The organism is Tenacibaculum sp. M1.3A (assembly GCF_057732375.1).
Map to the genome: position 1 here is coordinate 94013 of NZ_JBYJEF010000007.1, position 15883 is coordinate 109895.

General features: G+C 30.9%; 16 protein-coding genes. 10 read left to right on the plus strand and 6 right to left on the minus strand.

What is annotated here, in order from left to right; genetic code table 11:
- The first annotated feature begins 199 nt into the window (after nucleotides 1-199).
- Complete coding sequence (locus tag AC28QF_RS11260) at nucleotides 200-652, plus strand: peptidoglycan-binding protein LysM (protein ID WP_488201946.1); 453 nt, start codon at nucleotides 200-202, stop codon at nucleotides 650-652.
- A 55-nt stretch (nucleotides 653-707) separates the two neighbouring features.
- Here AC28QF_RS11260 and AC28QF_RS11265 read toward each other — a convergent pair whose 3' ends face one another.
- Genes AC28QF_RS11265 through dnaA form a run of 3 tightly spaced genes read right to left on the minus strand, consistent with a single transcriptional unit; the run spans nucleotide 708 to nucleotide 3297 of the window.
- Complete coding sequence (locus AC28QF_RS11265) at nucleotides 708-1415, minus strand: SAM-dependent methyltransferase (protein WP_488201945.1); 708 nt, start codon at nucleotides 1413-1415, stop codon at nucleotides 708-710.
- Complete coding sequence (locus AC28QF_RS11270; RefSeq protein WP_488201944.1) at nucleotides 1415-1870, minus strand: low molecular weight protein-tyrosine-phosphatase; 456 nt, start codon at nucleotides 1868-1870, stop codon at nucleotides 1415-1417. Before AC28QF_RS11270 ends, AC28QF_RS11265 begins: the two co-directional genes overlap by 1 nt.
- A gap of 2 nt (nucleotides 1871-1872) precedes the next feature.
- On the minus strand, nucleotides 1873-3297 hold the full coding sequence (gene dnaA / locus AC28QF_RS11275) for a chromosomal replication initiator protein DnaA (protein WP_488201943.1): 1425 nt from the start codon (nucleotides 3295-3297) through the stop codon (nucleotides 1873-1875).
- Between the two features lie 173 nt (nucleotides 3298-3470).
- Between dnaA and AC28QF_RS11280 the strand changes: the two genes are divergently transcribed.
- The 4 genes from AC28QF_RS11280 to secA all read left to right on the plus strand — a co-directional run bounded on the left by AC28QF_RS11280 (nucleotide 3471) and on the right by secA (nucleotide 8258).
- A complete protein-coding gene (locus tag AC28QF_RS11280) occupies nucleotides 3471-3875 on the plus strand; it encodes an acyl-CoA thioesterase (protein WP_488201942.1) in 405 nt (134 codons plus the stop codon).
- Between the two features lie 11 nt (nucleotides 3876-3886).
- Nucleotides 3887-4459: a cob(I)yrinic acid a,c-diamide adenosyltransferase gene (locus AC28QF_RS11285; RefSeq protein WP_488201941.1), complete on the plus strand. Its 573-nt coding sequence runs from the start codon at nucleotides 3887-3889 to the stop codon at nucleotides 4457-4459.
- Between the two features lie 100 nt (nucleotides 4460-4559).
- A complete protein-coding gene (locus AC28QF_RS11290) occupies nucleotides 4560-4781 on the plus strand; it encodes a DUF2795 domain-containing protein (RefSeq protein WP_028889331.1) in 222 nt (73 codons plus the stop codon).
- A 126-nt stretch (nucleotides 4782-4907) separates the two neighbouring features.
- Nucleotides 4908-8258: a preprotein translocase subunit SecA gene (gene secA / locus AC28QF_RS11295; RefSeq protein ID WP_488201940.1), complete on the plus strand. Its 3351-nt coding sequence runs from the start codon at nucleotides 4908-4910 to the stop codon at nucleotides 8256-8258.
- Nucleotides 8259-8314: 56 nt separating this feature from the next.
- Here secA and ung read toward each other — a convergent pair whose 3' ends face one another.
- Entirely contained in the window at nucleotides 8315-8977 is a 663-nt protein-coding gene (ung, locus tag AC28QF_RS11300) for a uracil-DNA glycosylase (protein ID WP_488201939.1), read from the minus strand.
- A 37-nt stretch (nucleotides 8978-9014) separates the two neighbouring features.
- On the opposite strand from ung, the gene AC28QF_RS11305 reads away from it, so the two are divergent.
- The 3 genes from AC28QF_RS11305 (at nucleotide 9015) to AC28QF_RS11315 (ending at nucleotide 13131) form a co-directional block, all read left to right on the plus strand.
- Complete coding sequence (locus AC28QF_RS11305) at nucleotides 9015-11222, plus strand: endonuclease MutS2 (protein ID WP_488201938.1); 2208 nt, start codon at nucleotides 9015-9017, stop codon at nucleotides 11220-11222.
- A 302-nt stretch (nucleotides 11223-11524) separates the two neighbouring features.
- The gene (locus AC28QF_RS11310; RefSeq protein ID WP_488202425.1) at nucleotides 11525-12298 is read left to right on the plus strand and encodes a hypothetical protein; all 774 of its coding nucleotides are present in this window, start codon (nucleotides 11525-11527) and stop codon (nucleotides 12296-12298) included.
- Nucleotides 12295-13131: a metallophosphoesterase family protein gene (locus AC28QF_RS11315; RefSeq protein ID WP_488201936.1), complete on the plus strand. Its 837-nt coding sequence runs from the start codon at nucleotides 12295-12297 to the stop codon at nucleotides 13129-13131. The genes AC28QF_RS11310 and AC28QF_RS11315 overlap by 4 nt, the downstream gene beginning before the upstream one ends.
- Nucleotides 13132-13235: 104 nt before the next feature.
- On the opposite strand, the gene AC28QF_RS11320 is transcribed toward AC28QF_RS11315, so the two are convergent.
- Together AC28QF_RS11320 and AC28QF_RS11325 are read right to left on the minus strand one after the other, a co-directional pair.
- Nucleotides 13236-13460 carry a hypothetical protein gene (locus AC28QF_RS11320; RefSeq protein WP_218772832.1) on the minus strand — a complete coding sequence of 75 codons (225 nt, stop codon included), beginning with the start codon at nucleotides 13458-13460 and terminating at the stop codon, nucleotides 13236-13238.
- A gap of 21 nt (nucleotides 13461-13481) precedes the next feature.
- Nucleotides 13482-14873, minus strand: coding sequence for an MATE family efflux transporter (locus AC28QF_RS11325; RefSeq protein WP_488201935.1), 1392 nt, complete (start codon nucleotides 14871-14873; stop codon nucleotides 13482-13484).
- Between the two features lie 113 nt (nucleotides 14874-14986).
- Here AC28QF_RS11325 and tpx point away from each other — a divergent pair, with 113 nt between their 5' ends.
- Both tpx and AC28QF_RS11335 read left to right on the plus strand, forming a co-directional pair.
- Nucleotides 14987-15484: a thiol peroxidase gene (gene tpx, locus AC28QF_RS11330; RefSeq protein ID WP_488201934.1), complete on the plus strand. Its 498-nt coding sequence runs from the start codon at nucleotides 14987-14989 to the stop codon at nucleotides 15482-15484.
- Nucleotides 15485-15490: 6 nt separating this feature from the next.
- Nucleotides 15491-15871 carry a diacylglycerol kinase family protein gene (locus AC28QF_RS11335; RefSeq protein ID WP_488201933.1) on the plus strand — a complete coding sequence of 127 codons (381 nt, stop codon included), beginning with the start codon at nucleotides 15491-15493 and terminating at the stop codon, nucleotides 15869-15871.
- Nucleotides 15872-15883 lie beyond the last annotated feature (12 nt).

Sequence of the window (15883 nt, forward strand, 5' to 3'; positions counted from 1 at the left end):
TTGATTGCTAATGCTTTATATTAATTAGTGTACATTTGCACCGCTAAACAGAAAGTAACTAATTATCAAGTATTTAGTATTTTTATTAATAGGTTTTGTAGCGCTCGTTAGCTTTACAACTCCAAAGGTTAAAAAAGATAAAACAACACCTAAACCAAAGAAAACAGCATATTATGCTGATAACTTTAATATTCCTTTCTTGGTTAAAGATTTTGTTGGTTTTAAAGAAGCTTTAGCTTTTAAAGAATCACAAGGAAAATACCGAGTTATAAACAAACTAGGCTATTTAGGTAAATACCAATTTGGAAGAGAAACCTTAAAAAGGTTTAGAATTTACAATACTCAAAACTTCTTAAAAACTCCTGAATTACAAGAAAAGGCATTCGTGGCTTACTGTAAAGTAAATAAATGGATTTTAAGAAAAGACATTAGAAGAAGTGTAGGTAAAACTATTAATGGTACTAAAATTACCGAATCTGGTATTTTAGCTGCAGCACATTTAAGTGGTGCTGGTAACGTTAAAAAATACTTACGATCAAACGGAGTTTTTAGATTTAACGATGCGTTTGGAACATCTATAAAATCATACATGAAAAAATTTGCCGGTTATGATGTTTCTAACATCAAACCAAATAAAAAAGCGCGCGTTTAAAATGTTAAAAATTATAAAACATAAAAAAATCGCATCTTAATAAGATGCGATTTTTTTATGTTTTATGAAGTATAAAAATGGTAGGTCGCTTGTGTAAATCGGTTTTTATATTTTTCCATTCATTAACCGTATGTGTTTTTATATATTCTGATGGCAATGTTATATCACACGCTACACACACACGTGTTTCAGGAGATAAAATTGTACGCAAATCATCTAACATCTTTTCATTTCGATAAGGTGTTTCAATAAAAATTTGAGATTGATTTTTATCTCTAGAAATCTTTTCTAGTTCTTTTATAGCTCTTTTTCTATCCGATTTATCGATAGGTAAATAACCGTTAAAAGCAAAATTCTGCCCATTCATACCAGAACCCATCATTGCCATTAATATTGAAGAAGGCCCAACTAAAGGCACTACCTGAACACCTCTTTCGTGTGCCAATTTTACAATACTTGCGCCAGGATCTGCCACCGCAGGAACACCTGCATCTGATAATAAACCAATTGAAATTCCTTTATCACAGATATCCAAATAATTTCGAATTTCAATATCATTCGAGTATTTATCTAACAACAATAACTCCAATGAAGGTTGTGCTTTATTTGGAGTAATTCTTTTTATAAATCTTCTTGCAGATTTTTCATTTTCTACAATAAAATGCTCAAGATGCTCTATTACTTTTTTAACTGATATAGGCATTACCTCTAATGGTTCTGTTTCTCCTAAAGTTGTTGGTATTAAGTATAATTTCCCTTTCATTAGTTTTCTAATTTTGAAGCTATAATTCCGCAAGCTTCATCTAACATTTTATATACATTTTCAAAACCTTGATTACCTCCGTAATATGGATCTGGAACATTTCTGTTTTCTGCTGGATATTGCTCGTTTAAAATCATTTTTACTTTTCGAGCATCTTCGTTATCATCAATTATAGAAAGAATATTGTGATAATTACTTTCATCCATTGCATAAATTAAATCAAATTCTTTAAAATCTGATTTCACAAATTTTCTTGAGCGCTGTTTTGTAATATCTATTCCGTATTTTTTAGCTATTTCAATAGATCTTTCATCTGGCAATTCACCAACATGATAACCAGCTGTACCAGCTGAATCAACTTTAAAAAATTCGTTTGTTAATTTTGATTGCAAAATACCTTCGGCTAATGGCGAACGACAAATATTCCCCAAACAAACCATTAGTATTTTTCTCATAATTACAAGGTTAACTTCTTTGTTAAATCTTCTACGTATTTTTTAAATTGCTTATCTGTTTCTGTTAAATTATCAACAGTTTTACAAGCATGCAATACGGTAGCGTGATCTCTTTTACCAATCTGGCTACCAATACTTGCTAATGAAGATTTGGTCATACGTTTTGCAAAAAACATCGCTAACTGACGTGCTTGAACAATATGTCTTTTTCGTGTTTTAGATTGTAAAGTAGCAACATCCATATCGAAATACTTCGATACTACTTTCTGGATATAATCGATAGAAACTTCTTTCTTTGTATTCTTAACGAATTTATCAACAATCTCTTTTGCTAATTCAACCGTAAATTCTTTTCTATTAAAAGAAGCTTGTGCAATCATCGAAATAATAACACCTTCTAATTCACGAACATTCGATTTTATATTCTTAGCTATATATTCAACTATATCTTCTGGCATTTCAACACCATCTCTATATAGTTTATTTTGAAGAATAGAAACACGTGTCTCAAAATCTGGTGCTTGTAATTCTGCTGATAATCCCCATTTAAAACGAGATAATAAACGCTGCTCTATGTCTTGCATATCTACAGGCGCTTTATCAGAAGTTAAAATTACTTGCTTTCCGTTTTGATGTAAGTGATTAAATATATGAAAGAACACATCTTGTGTACCTGTTTTTCCTGATAAGAACTGAACATCATCAATAATTAACACATCAACCATTTGATAAAAATGAATAAAATCATTTCTAGTATTCGACTTTACAGAATCGATAAATTGTTGTGTGAATTTTTCTGAAGAAATATATAAAACTGTTTTATCAGCATATTTATCTTTTATCTCTACTCCTATAGCGTGTGCTAAATGTGTTTTACCTAAACCAACTCCCCCATAAATTAATAACGGATTAAATGAAGTTCCTCCTGGTTTATTTGCCACTGCCATACCAGCAGATCGCGCTAATCGGTTAGCATCACCTTCTACAAAATTATTAAAATTATAATTCGGATTTAATTGAGATTCTATTTTAACCTTTTGCAGGCCTGGAATAATAAAAGGATTTTTTAATTCTCTTTTAGATTCTAAAGGAACCGTTACTTTTTGAGGTTTTAATGGATTACGATTTGAACTTGGTATTTTTACTGTTTGCGGACTATTACTACTATACGTATTTTCCATACGCACATCGTAAATTAGTTTTGCTTCGCTCCCTAACTCTCTTACTAAAGCTACTCTTAATAATTTAATGTAATGCTCTTCTAACCATTCGTAAAAAAATTTACTAGGTACCTGAATCGTAAGAGCTTCCCCTGCCAATTTTATTGGCTTAATAGGCTCGAACCAAGTTTTATATGCTTGTGGCTTAATGTTGTCTTTTATAAAAGACAAACATTCATTCCAAACTGAATCAGCAGTTTTAGTCATTTGGGTTAAAAACAATTTAAGTTGTTAATTTTTATTCGATTTTTGGGGACCACAGGTAAACCTGTTTTGGATGACAAAAATGTGAATAAAATTCAGTATAAAAAAATCAATCTACTATTGATTCTTAACTATTTTTTACGTAACGTTATTGCATCTTAAAAACAAAATATAATTTGTTAAAAAACAAAACTACAATCCGTGTTCGATATTCAGAGACTGACCAAATGGGAGTGGTATATCACGGTAATTACGCGCAATACTTCGAGATTGGCCGTACAGAACTACTCCGTTCTACAGGTGTTACATACAAATATATGGAAAAAAACGGGGTAATGCTGCCAGTTATTTCATTATCCTGTAATTTTAAAAAATCAGCCGTATATGATGATGAAATAACAATAACAACTGTTATAAAAAAAACACCCTTTGTTAAAATAGAATTTGACTACGAAATTACCAATCAACACAATCAATTAATTTGCACAGGTAACACTATTTTAGCTTTTATAAATATGGAAACAAAAAAACCAATGCGTTGCCCTAAATATATTTTAGAAAAACTAATTTTACCACAATAATAAAAAAGCACATGAAAATATATACTAAAACTGGTGATAAAGGAACTACTGTTCTTTTTGGAGGAACTAGAGTTCCTAAACACCATTTACGAATTGAAAGCTATGGTACTGTAGATGAATTAAATTCATATATAGGTTTAATAAGAGATAAAAACACAGATGAATTATTAAGAAATTCTCTTTCTAAAATTCAAAGTGAATTATTTACACTTGGTGCAATGCTTGCAACTCCACCAGAAAAAGAAACCTTAAAAAATGGTAAAGAGCGTTTAAATATAAATAAAATTACAGATGCTTCAATTCAGTTTTTAGAAGATCAGATGGATTTTATGAACACGAGCTTACCGCAAATGACTCATTTTATTTTACCAGGAGGACACGAAACTGTGTCAATCTGTCATATAGCGCGCTGTGTGTGCCGAAGAGCAGAGCGTTTATCTGTAGCTTTAAATGAAGAAGAAGAAATTAACAGTGCTATTTTAATGTATTTAAACCGACTTTCTGACTACCTTTTTGTGCTGGCACGAAAATTGTCCCAAGAGTTAAACGCAGAGGAAGTTAAATGGATTCCTGAAAAACTATAACTAAGTTCTTTTTTTATTGATTTCACATTTTTTTAAAAAAAACTTGACTTTCTCCAAAAAAAAATTATTTTTGCGAGAATCTTACTAAACAGATAAATAAATGTATTGGACACTTGAACTAGCATCATATTTAGCAGATGCACCTTGGCCTGCAACTAAAGACGAACTAATCGATTACGCTATTCGTACTGGAGCGCCTTTAGAAGTGGTTGAAAACTTACAAGATATTGAAGATGAAGGAGATTCATACGATTCGATAATTGAAATTTGGCCAGACTATCCGACTGAAGAAGATTATCTTTGGAACGAAGACGAATACTAAAAATACAATCATAAAAAGTCTCTAATAATAAGAGGCTTTTTTTTTGCTTACTTTTAAGCATAAACACAACTATATAATTAACGCTATTAACCAAAAGTTAACTAGCTATAAAACAATATTTTAAAAATGAGCGTTTTAAATTCGATTCTAAAACTTTTTGTTGGTGATAAACAACAAAAAGACCTAAAATCCTTACAACCAATTGTTGAGAAAGTACGATCTTTCGAAAATTCATTAAATAGTTTATCTAATGATGAGTTACGAGCAAAAACAATCGAATTTAAATCGAAGATAAAAGAGGCGACAAAATCTTTTACTGAAACGATAACAACATTAGAAGAAGAAGCTTTAACTGCCGATATTGATCGTCAGGAAGAAATATATACTGAAGTTGATAGATTAAAAGACGAATCTTACCAAACATCTGAAGCTGTTTTATTAGATATTATGGCAGAAGCGTTTGCTGTAGTTAAAGAAACCGCTAAGCGTTTTACAAACAATGATAAAATAGCGGTAACTGCGACTGCCTTCGACAGAGAATTATCTGCCACTAGAGAACATATCACTTTAGATAACGACAAAGCTTATTGGGCTAGTTCATGGGATGCTGCAGGTAAAGAAGTTACTTGGGACATGATTCATTATGACGTGCAATTAATTGGTGGATCTGTTTTACACAATGGTAAAATTGCAGAAATGATGACAGGTGAAGGTAAAACACTTGTATCTACCCTTCCTGTTTTCTTAAACGCCTTAACAGGTAACGGTGTGCATGTAGTAACCGTAAATGATTACTTAGCAAAACGTGACCGCGCTTGGATGGCGCCAATTTTCGAATTTCATGGTTTAAGCACCGATTGTATCGACTTTCACCAACCTAATTCAGAAGAACGTAGAAAAGCTTATAATGCCGATATTACTTACGGTACCAACAATGAGTTTGGTTTCGATTACTTACGTGATAATATGGCTAGCTCTAAAAACGATTTAGTACAAAGAGCACCTAACTACGCAATTATTGATGAAGTAGATTCTGTTTTAGTTGATGATGCTCGTACACCTTTAATTATTTCTGGTCCTGTACCACAAGGTGATCGTCATGAATTTAATGAATTAAAACCATTAGTAGCCGATTTAGTTTCACTACAAAATAAATATTTAGTTGGTGTTTTAGCAGAAGCTAAAGCATTGCTAAAAGAAGGAAATACTAAAGATGGTGGTTTCCTATTATTAAGGGTTTACCGTGGTCTTCCTAAAAACAAAGCATTAATTAAGTTTTTATCTCAAGAAGGAATCAAACAAATTCTTCAAAAAACAGAAAACTTTTATATGCAAGACAATAATAAGTTGATGCCTGAGGTTGATACTGAATTATGGTTTACTGTTGAAGAAAAAAACAATCAAATTGATTTAACAGATAGAGGTATTGCACATTTATCAGAAAAAACAACCAACGACACCTTTTTTGTTTTACCTGACATTAGTGTTATTGTAGGTAAGATTGATAACAGTAATGATTCCCCTGAAGAAAAAGCGAATAAAAAAGAAGAATTATACCGCGATTTTAGTATAAAAAGCGAACGTATTCATACTATGAATCAACTTTTAAAAGCATATACTGTTTTTGAAAAAGATGTTGAATATGTTGTTATGGATAATAAAGTAATGATTGTTGATGAACAAACCGGTCGTATTATGGACGGCCGTCGCTACTCTGACGGATTACACCAAGCATTAGAAGCTAAAGAAAACGTAAATATCGAAGATGCAACACAAACGTTTGCAACCGTTACTTTACAAAACTACTTTAGAATGTATCGTAAGCTATCTGGTATGACAGGTACTGCAATTACTGAAGCTGGTGAATTTTGGGAAATCTATAAATTAGATGTTGTTGAAATCCCAACAAACAGACCTATTCAAAGAGATGATAAAGAAGATTTAGTTTACAAAACTACTCGCGAAAAATACAACGCTGTTATTGAAGATGTTGTAGAGCTATCTAAAGCTGGGCGTCCAGTTCTTATTGGAACAACTTCTGTAGAAATATCAGAATTATTAGGTAGAATGTTACAAATGCGTAAGATTCCACATAACATATTAAATGCAAAATTACACAAACGTGAGGCTGATGTTGTTGCTCAAGCAGGTAATGCAGGTGTTGTAACCATTGCAACAAACATGGCTGGTCGTGGTACCGATATTAAATTATCTAAAGAAGTAAAAGAAGCTGGTGGTTTAGCTATTGTTGGTACAGAGCGTCATGATTCTCGTCGTGTAGACCGTCAGTTACGTGGTCGTGCAGGTCGTCAAGGAGATGTTGGTTCTACGCAGTTTTATGTGGCACTAGATGACAACTTAATGCGTTTATTTGGTTCTGACAGAATTGCTAAAATGATGGACAGAATGGGATTAAAAGAAGGTGAAGTAATTCAGCATTCTATGATTTCTAAATCTATCGAAAGAGCTCAAAAGAAAGTAGAAGAAAATAACTTTGGTATTCGTAAACGTTTACTTGAGTATGATGATATTATGAATGCACAACGTGAGTTTGTTTACAAACGTCGTCGTCATGCATTAGATGGTCAGCGTTTACAGATTGATATTGCAAATATGATTTACGATACTTGTAGCTCAATTGTAAAGCAAAACAAAATGAATAGCGATTACAAGAACTTCGAGTTCGAATTAATTCGTTTTTCATCAATGACCTCACCTTTCTCTGAAGAAGAATTCAATAAATTAACAGAAGAAGAGTTAACAGATAAATTATATGTTATTGTTTCTGCTCATTATAAAAATGATACAGAAAGACATGCAGATAACGCTTTTCCTGTAATTAAAAATGTTTTTGAAACAGAAGGTGATCGTTACGAACGTATTGTGGTTCCTTTTACTGATGGTGTAAAAACATTACAAGTTGTAACCAACTTAAAAGAAGCTTACGAATCTGAAGGAAAATCATTAGTAAATGATTTCGAAAAGAATATTACGTTATCTATTATTGATGAAAACTGGAAAGACCACTTACGTAAAATGGATGAGTTAAAACAAACCGTTCAAAATGCAACGTATGAGCAAAAAGATCCTTTATTAGTTTATAAGTTTGAAGCTTTCGAATTATTTCAAGAAACTGTTGATAAGATTAACAAAGAGGTTTTATCTTTCTTATTTAAAGGTCAGTTGCCAAGTCAAGATGCATCACAAGTATCAGAAGCTACTGAACAAAAAAGAGAGCAATTAGACACTCGTAAAGACGAGGTTCAAAACTCTTCTCAACAAGCAATGAACAGAGCTCGTAATCAGCAAACTCAAGAAGAACAAGTTATTGAAACTGTAGTTCGTGAGCAACCAAAAATTGGTCGTAACGAAAAAGTTACTATTAAAAATGTAATGTCTGGCGAAGAAAAAGATGTTAAATACAAACAAGCAATACCTTTATTAGAAAAAGGAACTTGGGTGTTATATAACAAATAAGTAGTCTTAATTTTATAATAAAAAAGCTTGGTAATTAAATTACCAAGCTTTTTCTTTTACCATTTTATTTCATCATAATCCTTGCTCCTCAGAAAATCATTTGTTTTAGAGAAATGACCACTACCAAACCAACCTCGCCAAGCTCCTAATGGTGACGGATGCGGAGCTTTAAAAACAGTGTGTTTTTCTAAATCAATAACGCTTCCTTTTTTTTCTGCAAATTTTCCCCAAAGCAAAAACACAACATTTTCTTTTTCTTCTGATATTTTTCTAATAACAACATCGGTAAACTCTTCCCAGCCTTGTTGTTGATGACTTCCTGCCTCTCCTTCTCTTACCGTTAAAGTGGCATTTAGCAACAAAATTCCCTGTTTAGCCCAACGAGATAAATCTCCAGAAACAGCATACGGAATACCAACATCTGTTTCTACTTCTTTAAAAATATTCTTTAATGACGGCGGATGCTTAATTCCATCATGTACCGAAAAACACAATCCGTTTGCTTGCCCTTTTCCGTGATATGGATCTTGCCCAATAATTACCACTTTTAAATCATCAAAAGAACAATAATTAAAAGCTGCTAAAACATCTTCTTTATTCGGAAAACAAGTGTGATTATCATATTGATTATCAACAAAAATAGTTAATTTTTTTAAATATGGCTTTTCGAACTCAGTTTGTAAAATATTTTTCCAGCTATCACTAATATTTAGTTGCATTGTTTGTTATTTTTGTATCCGTTTCAAATATACTATTTTGACTAAAAACATTTCAGAAAAGACACTTCAAGATTTAGAATTCACAACCGTTTTAGAACAAGTTGCAGAACATTGTATTACAAATTTAGGTAAAGAAAAAACACTTGCTGTTCAGCCAATATCAAATAAAAGAAAATTATTTTTCGAATTAAATTTAGTAAACGAATATCTGTCTTCTTTTGAAAACGAAAACAGACTTCCGAATCACTTTTTTGAAGATATCACAGAAGAAACTAAACGATTAGCTATAGAAAATAGTTTTTTAGAAACCGAAGCTTTTTTAAGAGTTGCTACAGTTACAGAAACTGTAAACGAAATGAAAAAGTTTTTAAAAAAATTTCAAACCTACTACCCTACTTTATTTACTTTAAGTGATCAGATAGAACTTACTACTTTTGTTTCTGATAGCATTAAAGAAATAATTACTTCTTACGGTAAAGTTGCAGATAACGCTTCGCCTGTTTTAAAACAAATACGAAAAGATGTTAATAACGTACGCGGAAAAATATCTGAAAGTTTTACACATGCTTTAAGCAGAAATATTGCCAACGGTTATTTAGATGATATTAAAGAAACTATTGTAGATAACCAGCGTGTTTTGGCTGTTACAGCAATGCATCGTCGTAAAATAAAAGGAAGTTTATTAGGCGCTTCTAAATCGGGTAACATCGTTTATATCGCGCCACAAGCTACCTTGGCTTATAGTAGAGAATTGCAAAACTTAGTTTATGAAGAAAAGCAAGAGGTTGTTAAAATATTAAGAGCCTTAGCTAGTAAAATTCACCCTTTTACACCTTTACTAAAGGAATATATTGTCTTTTTAACGCATTTAGATGCGGTTGCTGCTAAAGCTAAGTACGCGAAAAGCATCAACGGATTATTACCTAAAATTACCAAAGAAAAAAAGATTCTTTTTAAAGATGCATATCATCCTGTGTTATGGAAAAAGAATAAAGATCAGAATAAAAAGACATTTGCTCAAACAATACAACTAGACGAGAAACAACAAATCATTGTTATTTCTGGTCCCAATGCTGGTGGAAAAAGTATCACTTTAAAAACAATTGGTTTATTACAGTTGATGCTACAAAGCGGATTATTGATTCCTGTTCACGAGCGAAGTGAAACTACGTTATTCAACACTATATTAACGGATATTGGAGATAATCAATCCATAGAAAATCAACTAAGTACTTATAGTTATCGATTAAAAAATATGCGCTCATTTTTGAAAAAATGCGACGATAACACCTTGTTTTTAATTGATGAATTCGGTACCGGTTCTGATCCTGAATTAGGTGGTGCTTTGGCGGAGATTTTCTTAGAAGAGTTTTACGAAAGAAAAGCATTCGGAATTATTACAACGCATTATGCTAATTTAAAGGTATTAGCGAACGAACTAGATAATGTTACTAATGCAAACATGCAATTTGATGAACGCACTTTAGAGCCTTTATATAAATTATTTATAGGACAAGCAGGTAGTTCGTTTACTTTTGAAGTTGCTCAGAAAAACGGAATTCCGTACAGCTTAATCAACAGAGCTAAGAAAAGAGTAGAAACTGAAAAAATTAGATTAGACAAAACTATTTCTAAGCTTCAAAAAGAACGCAATCGTTTACAAAAAACTTCTGAAAGCTTGGTTAAACAAAAATCTAAAGGTCAAGAACACATTGACAGCTTGCAGGAAAAAGAAGATAAGTTACAAAGTAAACTTTCAGGTTTTCAAGAATTATACGACAACAACCAACGAATGCTTACCTTAGGTAGAAAAACAAATGAGTTATTAAATAAGTATTTTCAAACAAATAACAAAAAGGAATTATCTACCGAGTTTTTTAAATGGGTTGCTACAGAAAACACAAAACGTATAAAAAAAGCACCACTTAAAAAGCTTACAAAACTAGAAAAAAAACAAGATAAAATTACTACTCAAAAGCAAGAAGAAGCAATAAAAAAAGTAGAAAAAGAAGTGCTTCAAAAAGTGGTAAAAGTTAGAGCCGAAAAGAAAGAAGAAGCTAAAAAAATAGCCATTGAAAGAGCGGCTTATATTTACAAAATAAATGATCGTGTTCGCTTAATTGACGGTAACTCCGTTGGTACTATTGATAAAATTGAAAAGAAAAATGTTTTTATCAATTATGGTTTATTTACAACCAAAGCAAAACTCGAACAGTTAGAATTGGTAGAACGTGCTAAAAAGTAGTTTATTTTTTCTTGATTTCCATTAAAAAAAATCGAACTTTGCTTACTCTTGATATAACGAATTGAAACTCGTAATATTATTAAGCAAAAAACAAAAATTATTAAAAAAGTTAAAAAAAGAAAAGTAGAATACTATAAACTATTAACATTAACTAACTAAAATAGTTACTAATATATTAATTCGAGGAAATAAAGTACATGATTCTATTACTTAAAAAAATCTATGAAAGGCTTGTTAACCATAACAAGTTGTTAAAATATACTCACTATATCATTAGGGAGATTTCACTAATTATGATTACGATGTATAGAAATAATTGGAATAAAAGAAAAATAAAATATAATAAAGAATATAAATTAAAATATTCATTATCAACATTGATAATCATAATTGTCATTAATAGTACAAATGCACAGTTAGAACTCGAATCTTTTATAGATATTGGTGAAAACAATGTATCTGAAGGTGTTTATATAAAAAATGCCTATAGAGGTAATTATCAGTATAAAAAATACAATATTGAAACTGGAATACAATTTGATCTAATGAGTAGTAATCCAAACACACTTACAGGAGTTGACATCATAGGTTCTAGAAAATTTTTAATTAAAAACTTTTCTTTTGATGTTAAAGGTTTTTTTATGCTAGATAGGTTTTCAGACTTATTGTATGAAACCAATTATGGAATAAGATTAGAAACAAAGAGTCTTAAACATATACTATTTGAAATTGGCACAAATTTTAAAACGTATACAATAAATGCCAAAGCCAGAAAAGAATACAACATTGATAAATCTAATAGTAAACTGCATGAAGATTATATTGTAATGTACTTAGTTACTGCTTTCCTTAAAACTCATGATAGTGATTGGAATGTTGGTTTTTCTGTTACTAATTTTGATTATTATGCAATTGATCAATTGGTTCATCCTCGTATTAATTTACAAATGAAATATAAATTAAAACCAAATCTAACCTTATATCTTGACTCATGGTATAGACGTTCGGGTATCTTTAATATCAGTGCTAATCATTTTGGTTATTTTTTTAGAGGAGGTATAAAATGGAAAATATGAAAATAAAAATATTATTACCTTGTCTATTATTCACTATATTGTCTTGTGATGACAATGAATTCCGTGGTTTTTTTACTTCTTATGAAGATGCTAATACACGTTTTGAGCAATCTCTTAATTGGAATGAACAGTATGGATATTCTGAATTAAATTTAGATAAAAATACGTACGCGCTCCATTTAATGGGAGACTCTCATATTGGTGGAATAAAAGGTATAGACGCTTTCTTTAAAGAAGCCATAGATAAAGAAGCAACGGCAGCAGTATTATTAGGTGATTTAACATCAGGCCGTAAAGATGATTATGATTTTTTTGCAGAGAACATTCCTTCAAAAGATTTGCTAATGTACTTTCCTATTGCAGGAAATCATGATTTATATTTTGATGGTTGGAAAAGTTTTTATTCTTTATTTGGTTCGTCTTCTTACTACTTTGTTGTAAATACTCCTGCTGCAAGCGATCTTTTTATTTGTTTAGATACTGGTGGTGGAACTTTAGGAGACAAACAATTAGAATGGTTAAAAAAACTATTAGCAACGAAGCGAAAAGATTATAGGTACTGTAATGTATTTACTCATAACAGTCTATTTCGCCTAGATTCAAAATCTAACTTACCACTTATAGGTGAAGAGGTACAAGTTCTATTAGATTTATTTATACGACATCGTGTAGATGTGGCAGCCACAGGTCATGACCACAAGAAAAATACGGCTATTTTGGGTAATACAACTCACATTGTCGTGGATGACTTGAAAGACGATAATAAAACTCCAAATTATTTAAAACTTGTTTTTACAGAAGAAAAAATTGATTATAATTTTATTAAACTTTAACTATTTTTAATAAATTTATTACTAAACAAAAATTGCTAGCTAAAATTTATTTAAATGATTTTTAGCTAGCATTTTATATCGAAAAATAAGTCTTTAGAAAGTTCTTACTCTAAACCTTCCATTTCTTTATCATAAAACTCTCCCGCCTTATCCATTAAACCAGCTAATTCGGTAGTAATATCTTCTTCTGTTTCCCCTGTTAAATCTTCAAACCATTCTACTTCATCATCTTTTAAATTGATTAAAAAACGAGGAAACTCTGTATGCAATACAAAAATATCTTCTGGATGATTGCTGTTATCTGCTAATAAAAATTTAGGTAAATTCATAAAAAACGTATTATTTATATTTTATTTATCCCCAATAACGGGGTTTCTTTCAATCAATTTTAAAGTTAATCTGTTAAATCTAATAAAAAGTAAAATAGATGCTGTTGTTAAACCTGCTAGTAAACCCAACCAAATACCAAAACTACCATAAGTTTCTTCAGTTCCTAAAAAATAACTGATAGGAAAACCTACAACCCAATACGATATAAAAGTAATTATTGTTGGTATTTTAACATCTTGTAATCCTCTTAACGCACCTAATATTACAACTTGAATACTATCTGATATTTGAAAAATAGCTGCAGCTATTAATAAATTTGCTGCAATCTTCATTACTTCCATATTATCCATATAGTTTTCGGCATCACTTAAATCTACATATAAATTAGGTAGCGATTTATGAAATAGGTAAAATAAGGTTGCGAATCCTATTGCTAATATTATCCCTAATAAAAAGATAGAAAAAGCAATTCTTCTAAGTTCAATAAAGTTTTTTAATCCTTTTTGATTTCCTACTCTAATCATAGAAGCAACTCCTAATCCCATAGCGACCATAAATGTCATTGAAGACAAGTTTAAGGCTATTTGATTTGCTGCTTGTGCATTTTTACCTAACAATCCGCTTAACCAAATGGCTGCTGTAAAAATAGCAACTTCAAAAAACATTTGCATAGCACTAGGCGCACCTAAATTTATTATTTTACGAAGCATTAATTTATCGAGTACAAATAATTTGATATTTGTTACCAATAGCTTCGAGCGTTCTTTCCTTTTTAAAATCCACCAAAGGTGAAATACCATTACAAATCTAGATAATAAAGTTCCGTATGCAGCACCTACGATTCCCATTTCTGGAAAACCGAATTTCCCAAAAATCAATAAATAGTTCAAAACTACATTCATAACATTCGCTAAAATTGTAGCGTACATTGGGTAGCGTGTCATCGACAAACCGTCACTAAATTGTTTGAATGCCTGAAAAACAATCATCGGAATTAAAGAAAAAGCGACCAAATCTAAATACGGAATCGCTAATTCAACAACTTCTAAAGGTTGTTTCATTAAATACATTAAGGGTTTTGATAAGAAAACCAATAGAAACATTAAAATTCCTATAGTTGTGCATAAAAACAAACCGTGTTTAAAGGTAGATTTTGCTTCTTTAAAATTGTTAGAAGAATCTGCTTCTGCAATTAATGGTGTAATTGCTGTAGAAAACCCGATTCCTAAAGACATGGCAATAAACATAAAACTGTTTCCTAAAGAAACAGCTGCTAATTCCGCCGTTCCTAATTGCCCTACCATAATATTATCTACAAAACTTACAAAAGTATGCCCTAACATTCCTAACATTACTGGGGCTGCAAGCTTTAAATTGTATTTAAATTCTGATGTATATTGTTGTAAGTTCAAAAGGTATTGTATTTCAAAACGCGAAGATAACTTTTTTAACACTCCGCTGTCTTTATCCTCTTCGTTTTTTAATTAATTTAATTACCTTTGATTTTTATAAAAAAAAACAGAAAATGGCGACAATAACACTAAAAGGGAATTCAATAAATACAACAGGTAATTTACCAGAAAACGGTAGTAAAGCAACTGATTTTTCTTTAGTTGCAACCGATTTATCAATTAAAAAATTAGTTGATTTTTCAGGTAGCAGATTAATTTTAAATATTTTTCCTAGTGTAGATACAGGTACATGTGCTGCATCTGTTAGAGAATTCAATAAAAAAGTTGCAGGTTTAGACAATACAAAAGTTTTATGTATTTCTAGAGATTTACCTTTTGCTCAAGGTCGTTTTTGTGGCGCTGAAGGAATTGAAAACGTAATTATGTTATCTGATTTTGCTACTGGAAAATTCGGTAAAGATTATGGTTTAGAAATTACAAATGGTCCTTTAGCTAACTTACACTCTCGTTGTATTGTTATAATTAACGAAGAAGGAAACGTTGTATATACAGAACAAGTAAGTGAGGTTGTTGATGAACCAAATTACGAAACAGCTTTAAAAGCTTTATAATATTTTATGAAAAACCCTAATGATGGTTTTATTAAAGGAAGGTTGCGTAGTATGACCTTTGCTTTAAAAGGAATGTGGTTATTAATTACCACTGAAGATAGTATTAAAGCACAACTTTTTTTTGGCTTTATTGCTACTTTTTTAGGTTTTTATTTTAATATTTCTATGAATGAATGGATGCTTCAAACTTTAGTTATCGGAATGGTTTTAGTAGCGGAAGCTTTAAATACTGCTGTTGAAAAAGTAGCTGATTTTGTGCATCCTGATTATCATGAAAAAATAGGTTTTATAAAAGATATTGCTGCTGGCGCACCAGCTTTTGCTGCATTTACCTCGTTAATTATTGCAGGTATAATTTATCTTCCTAAAATAATAGCTATCTTGTAACGTTCAATTTAT

What these genes read in the sequence shown, in the direction of transcription:
- AC28QF_RS11265 (WP_488201945.1), bottom strand. Translation starts at nt 1,415, where the DNA reads ATGAAAGGGAAATTATACTTAATACCAACAACTTTAGGAGAAACAGAA.
- AC28QF_RS11320 (WP_218772832.1), bottom strand. Translation starts at nt 13,460, where the DNA reads ATGAATTTACCTAAATTTTTATTAGCAGATAACAGCAATCATCCAGAA.
- AC28QF_RS11290 (WP_028889331.1), top strand. Translation starts at nt 4,560, where the DNA reads ATGTATTGGACACTTGAACTAGCATCATATTTAGCAGATGCACCTTGG.
- AC28QF_RS11285 (WP_488201941.1), top strand. Translation starts at nt 3,887, where the DNA reads ATGAAAATATATACTAAAACTGGTGATAAAGGAACTACTGTTCTTTTT.
- dnaA (WP_488201943.1), bottom strand. Translation starts at nt 3,297, where the DNA reads ATGACTAAAACTGCTGATTCAGTTTGGAATGAATGTTTGTCTTTTATA.
- AC28QF_RS11310 (WP_488202425.1), top strand. Translation starts at nt 11,525, where the DNA reads ATGTATAGAAATAATTGGAATAAAAGAAAAATAAAATATAATAAAGAA.
- tpx (WP_488201934.1), top strand. Translation starts at nt 14,987, where the DNA reads ATGGCGACAATAACACTAAAAGGGAATTCAATAAATACAACAGGTAAT.
- AC28QF_RS11315 (WP_488201936.1), top strand. Translation starts at nt 12,295, where the DNA reads ATGAAAATAAAAATATTATTACCTTGTCTATTATTCACTATATTGTCT.
- secA (WP_488201940.1), top strand. Translation starts at nt 4,908, where the DNA reads ATGAGCGTTTTAAATTCGATTCTAAAACTTTTTGTTGGTGATAAACAA.
- AC28QF_RS11270 (WP_488201944.1), bottom strand. Translation starts at nt 1,870, where the DNA reads ATGAGAAAAATACTAATGGTTTGTTTGGGGAATATTTGTCGTTCGCCA.
- ung (WP_488201939.1), bottom strand. Translation starts at nt 8,977, where the DNA reads ATGCAACTAAATATTAGTGATAGCTGGAAAAATATTTTACAAACTGAG.
- AC28QF_RS11335 (WP_488201933.1), top strand. Translation starts at nt 15,491, where the DNA reads ATGAAAAACCCTAATGATGGTTTTATTAAAGGAAGGTTGCGTAGTATG.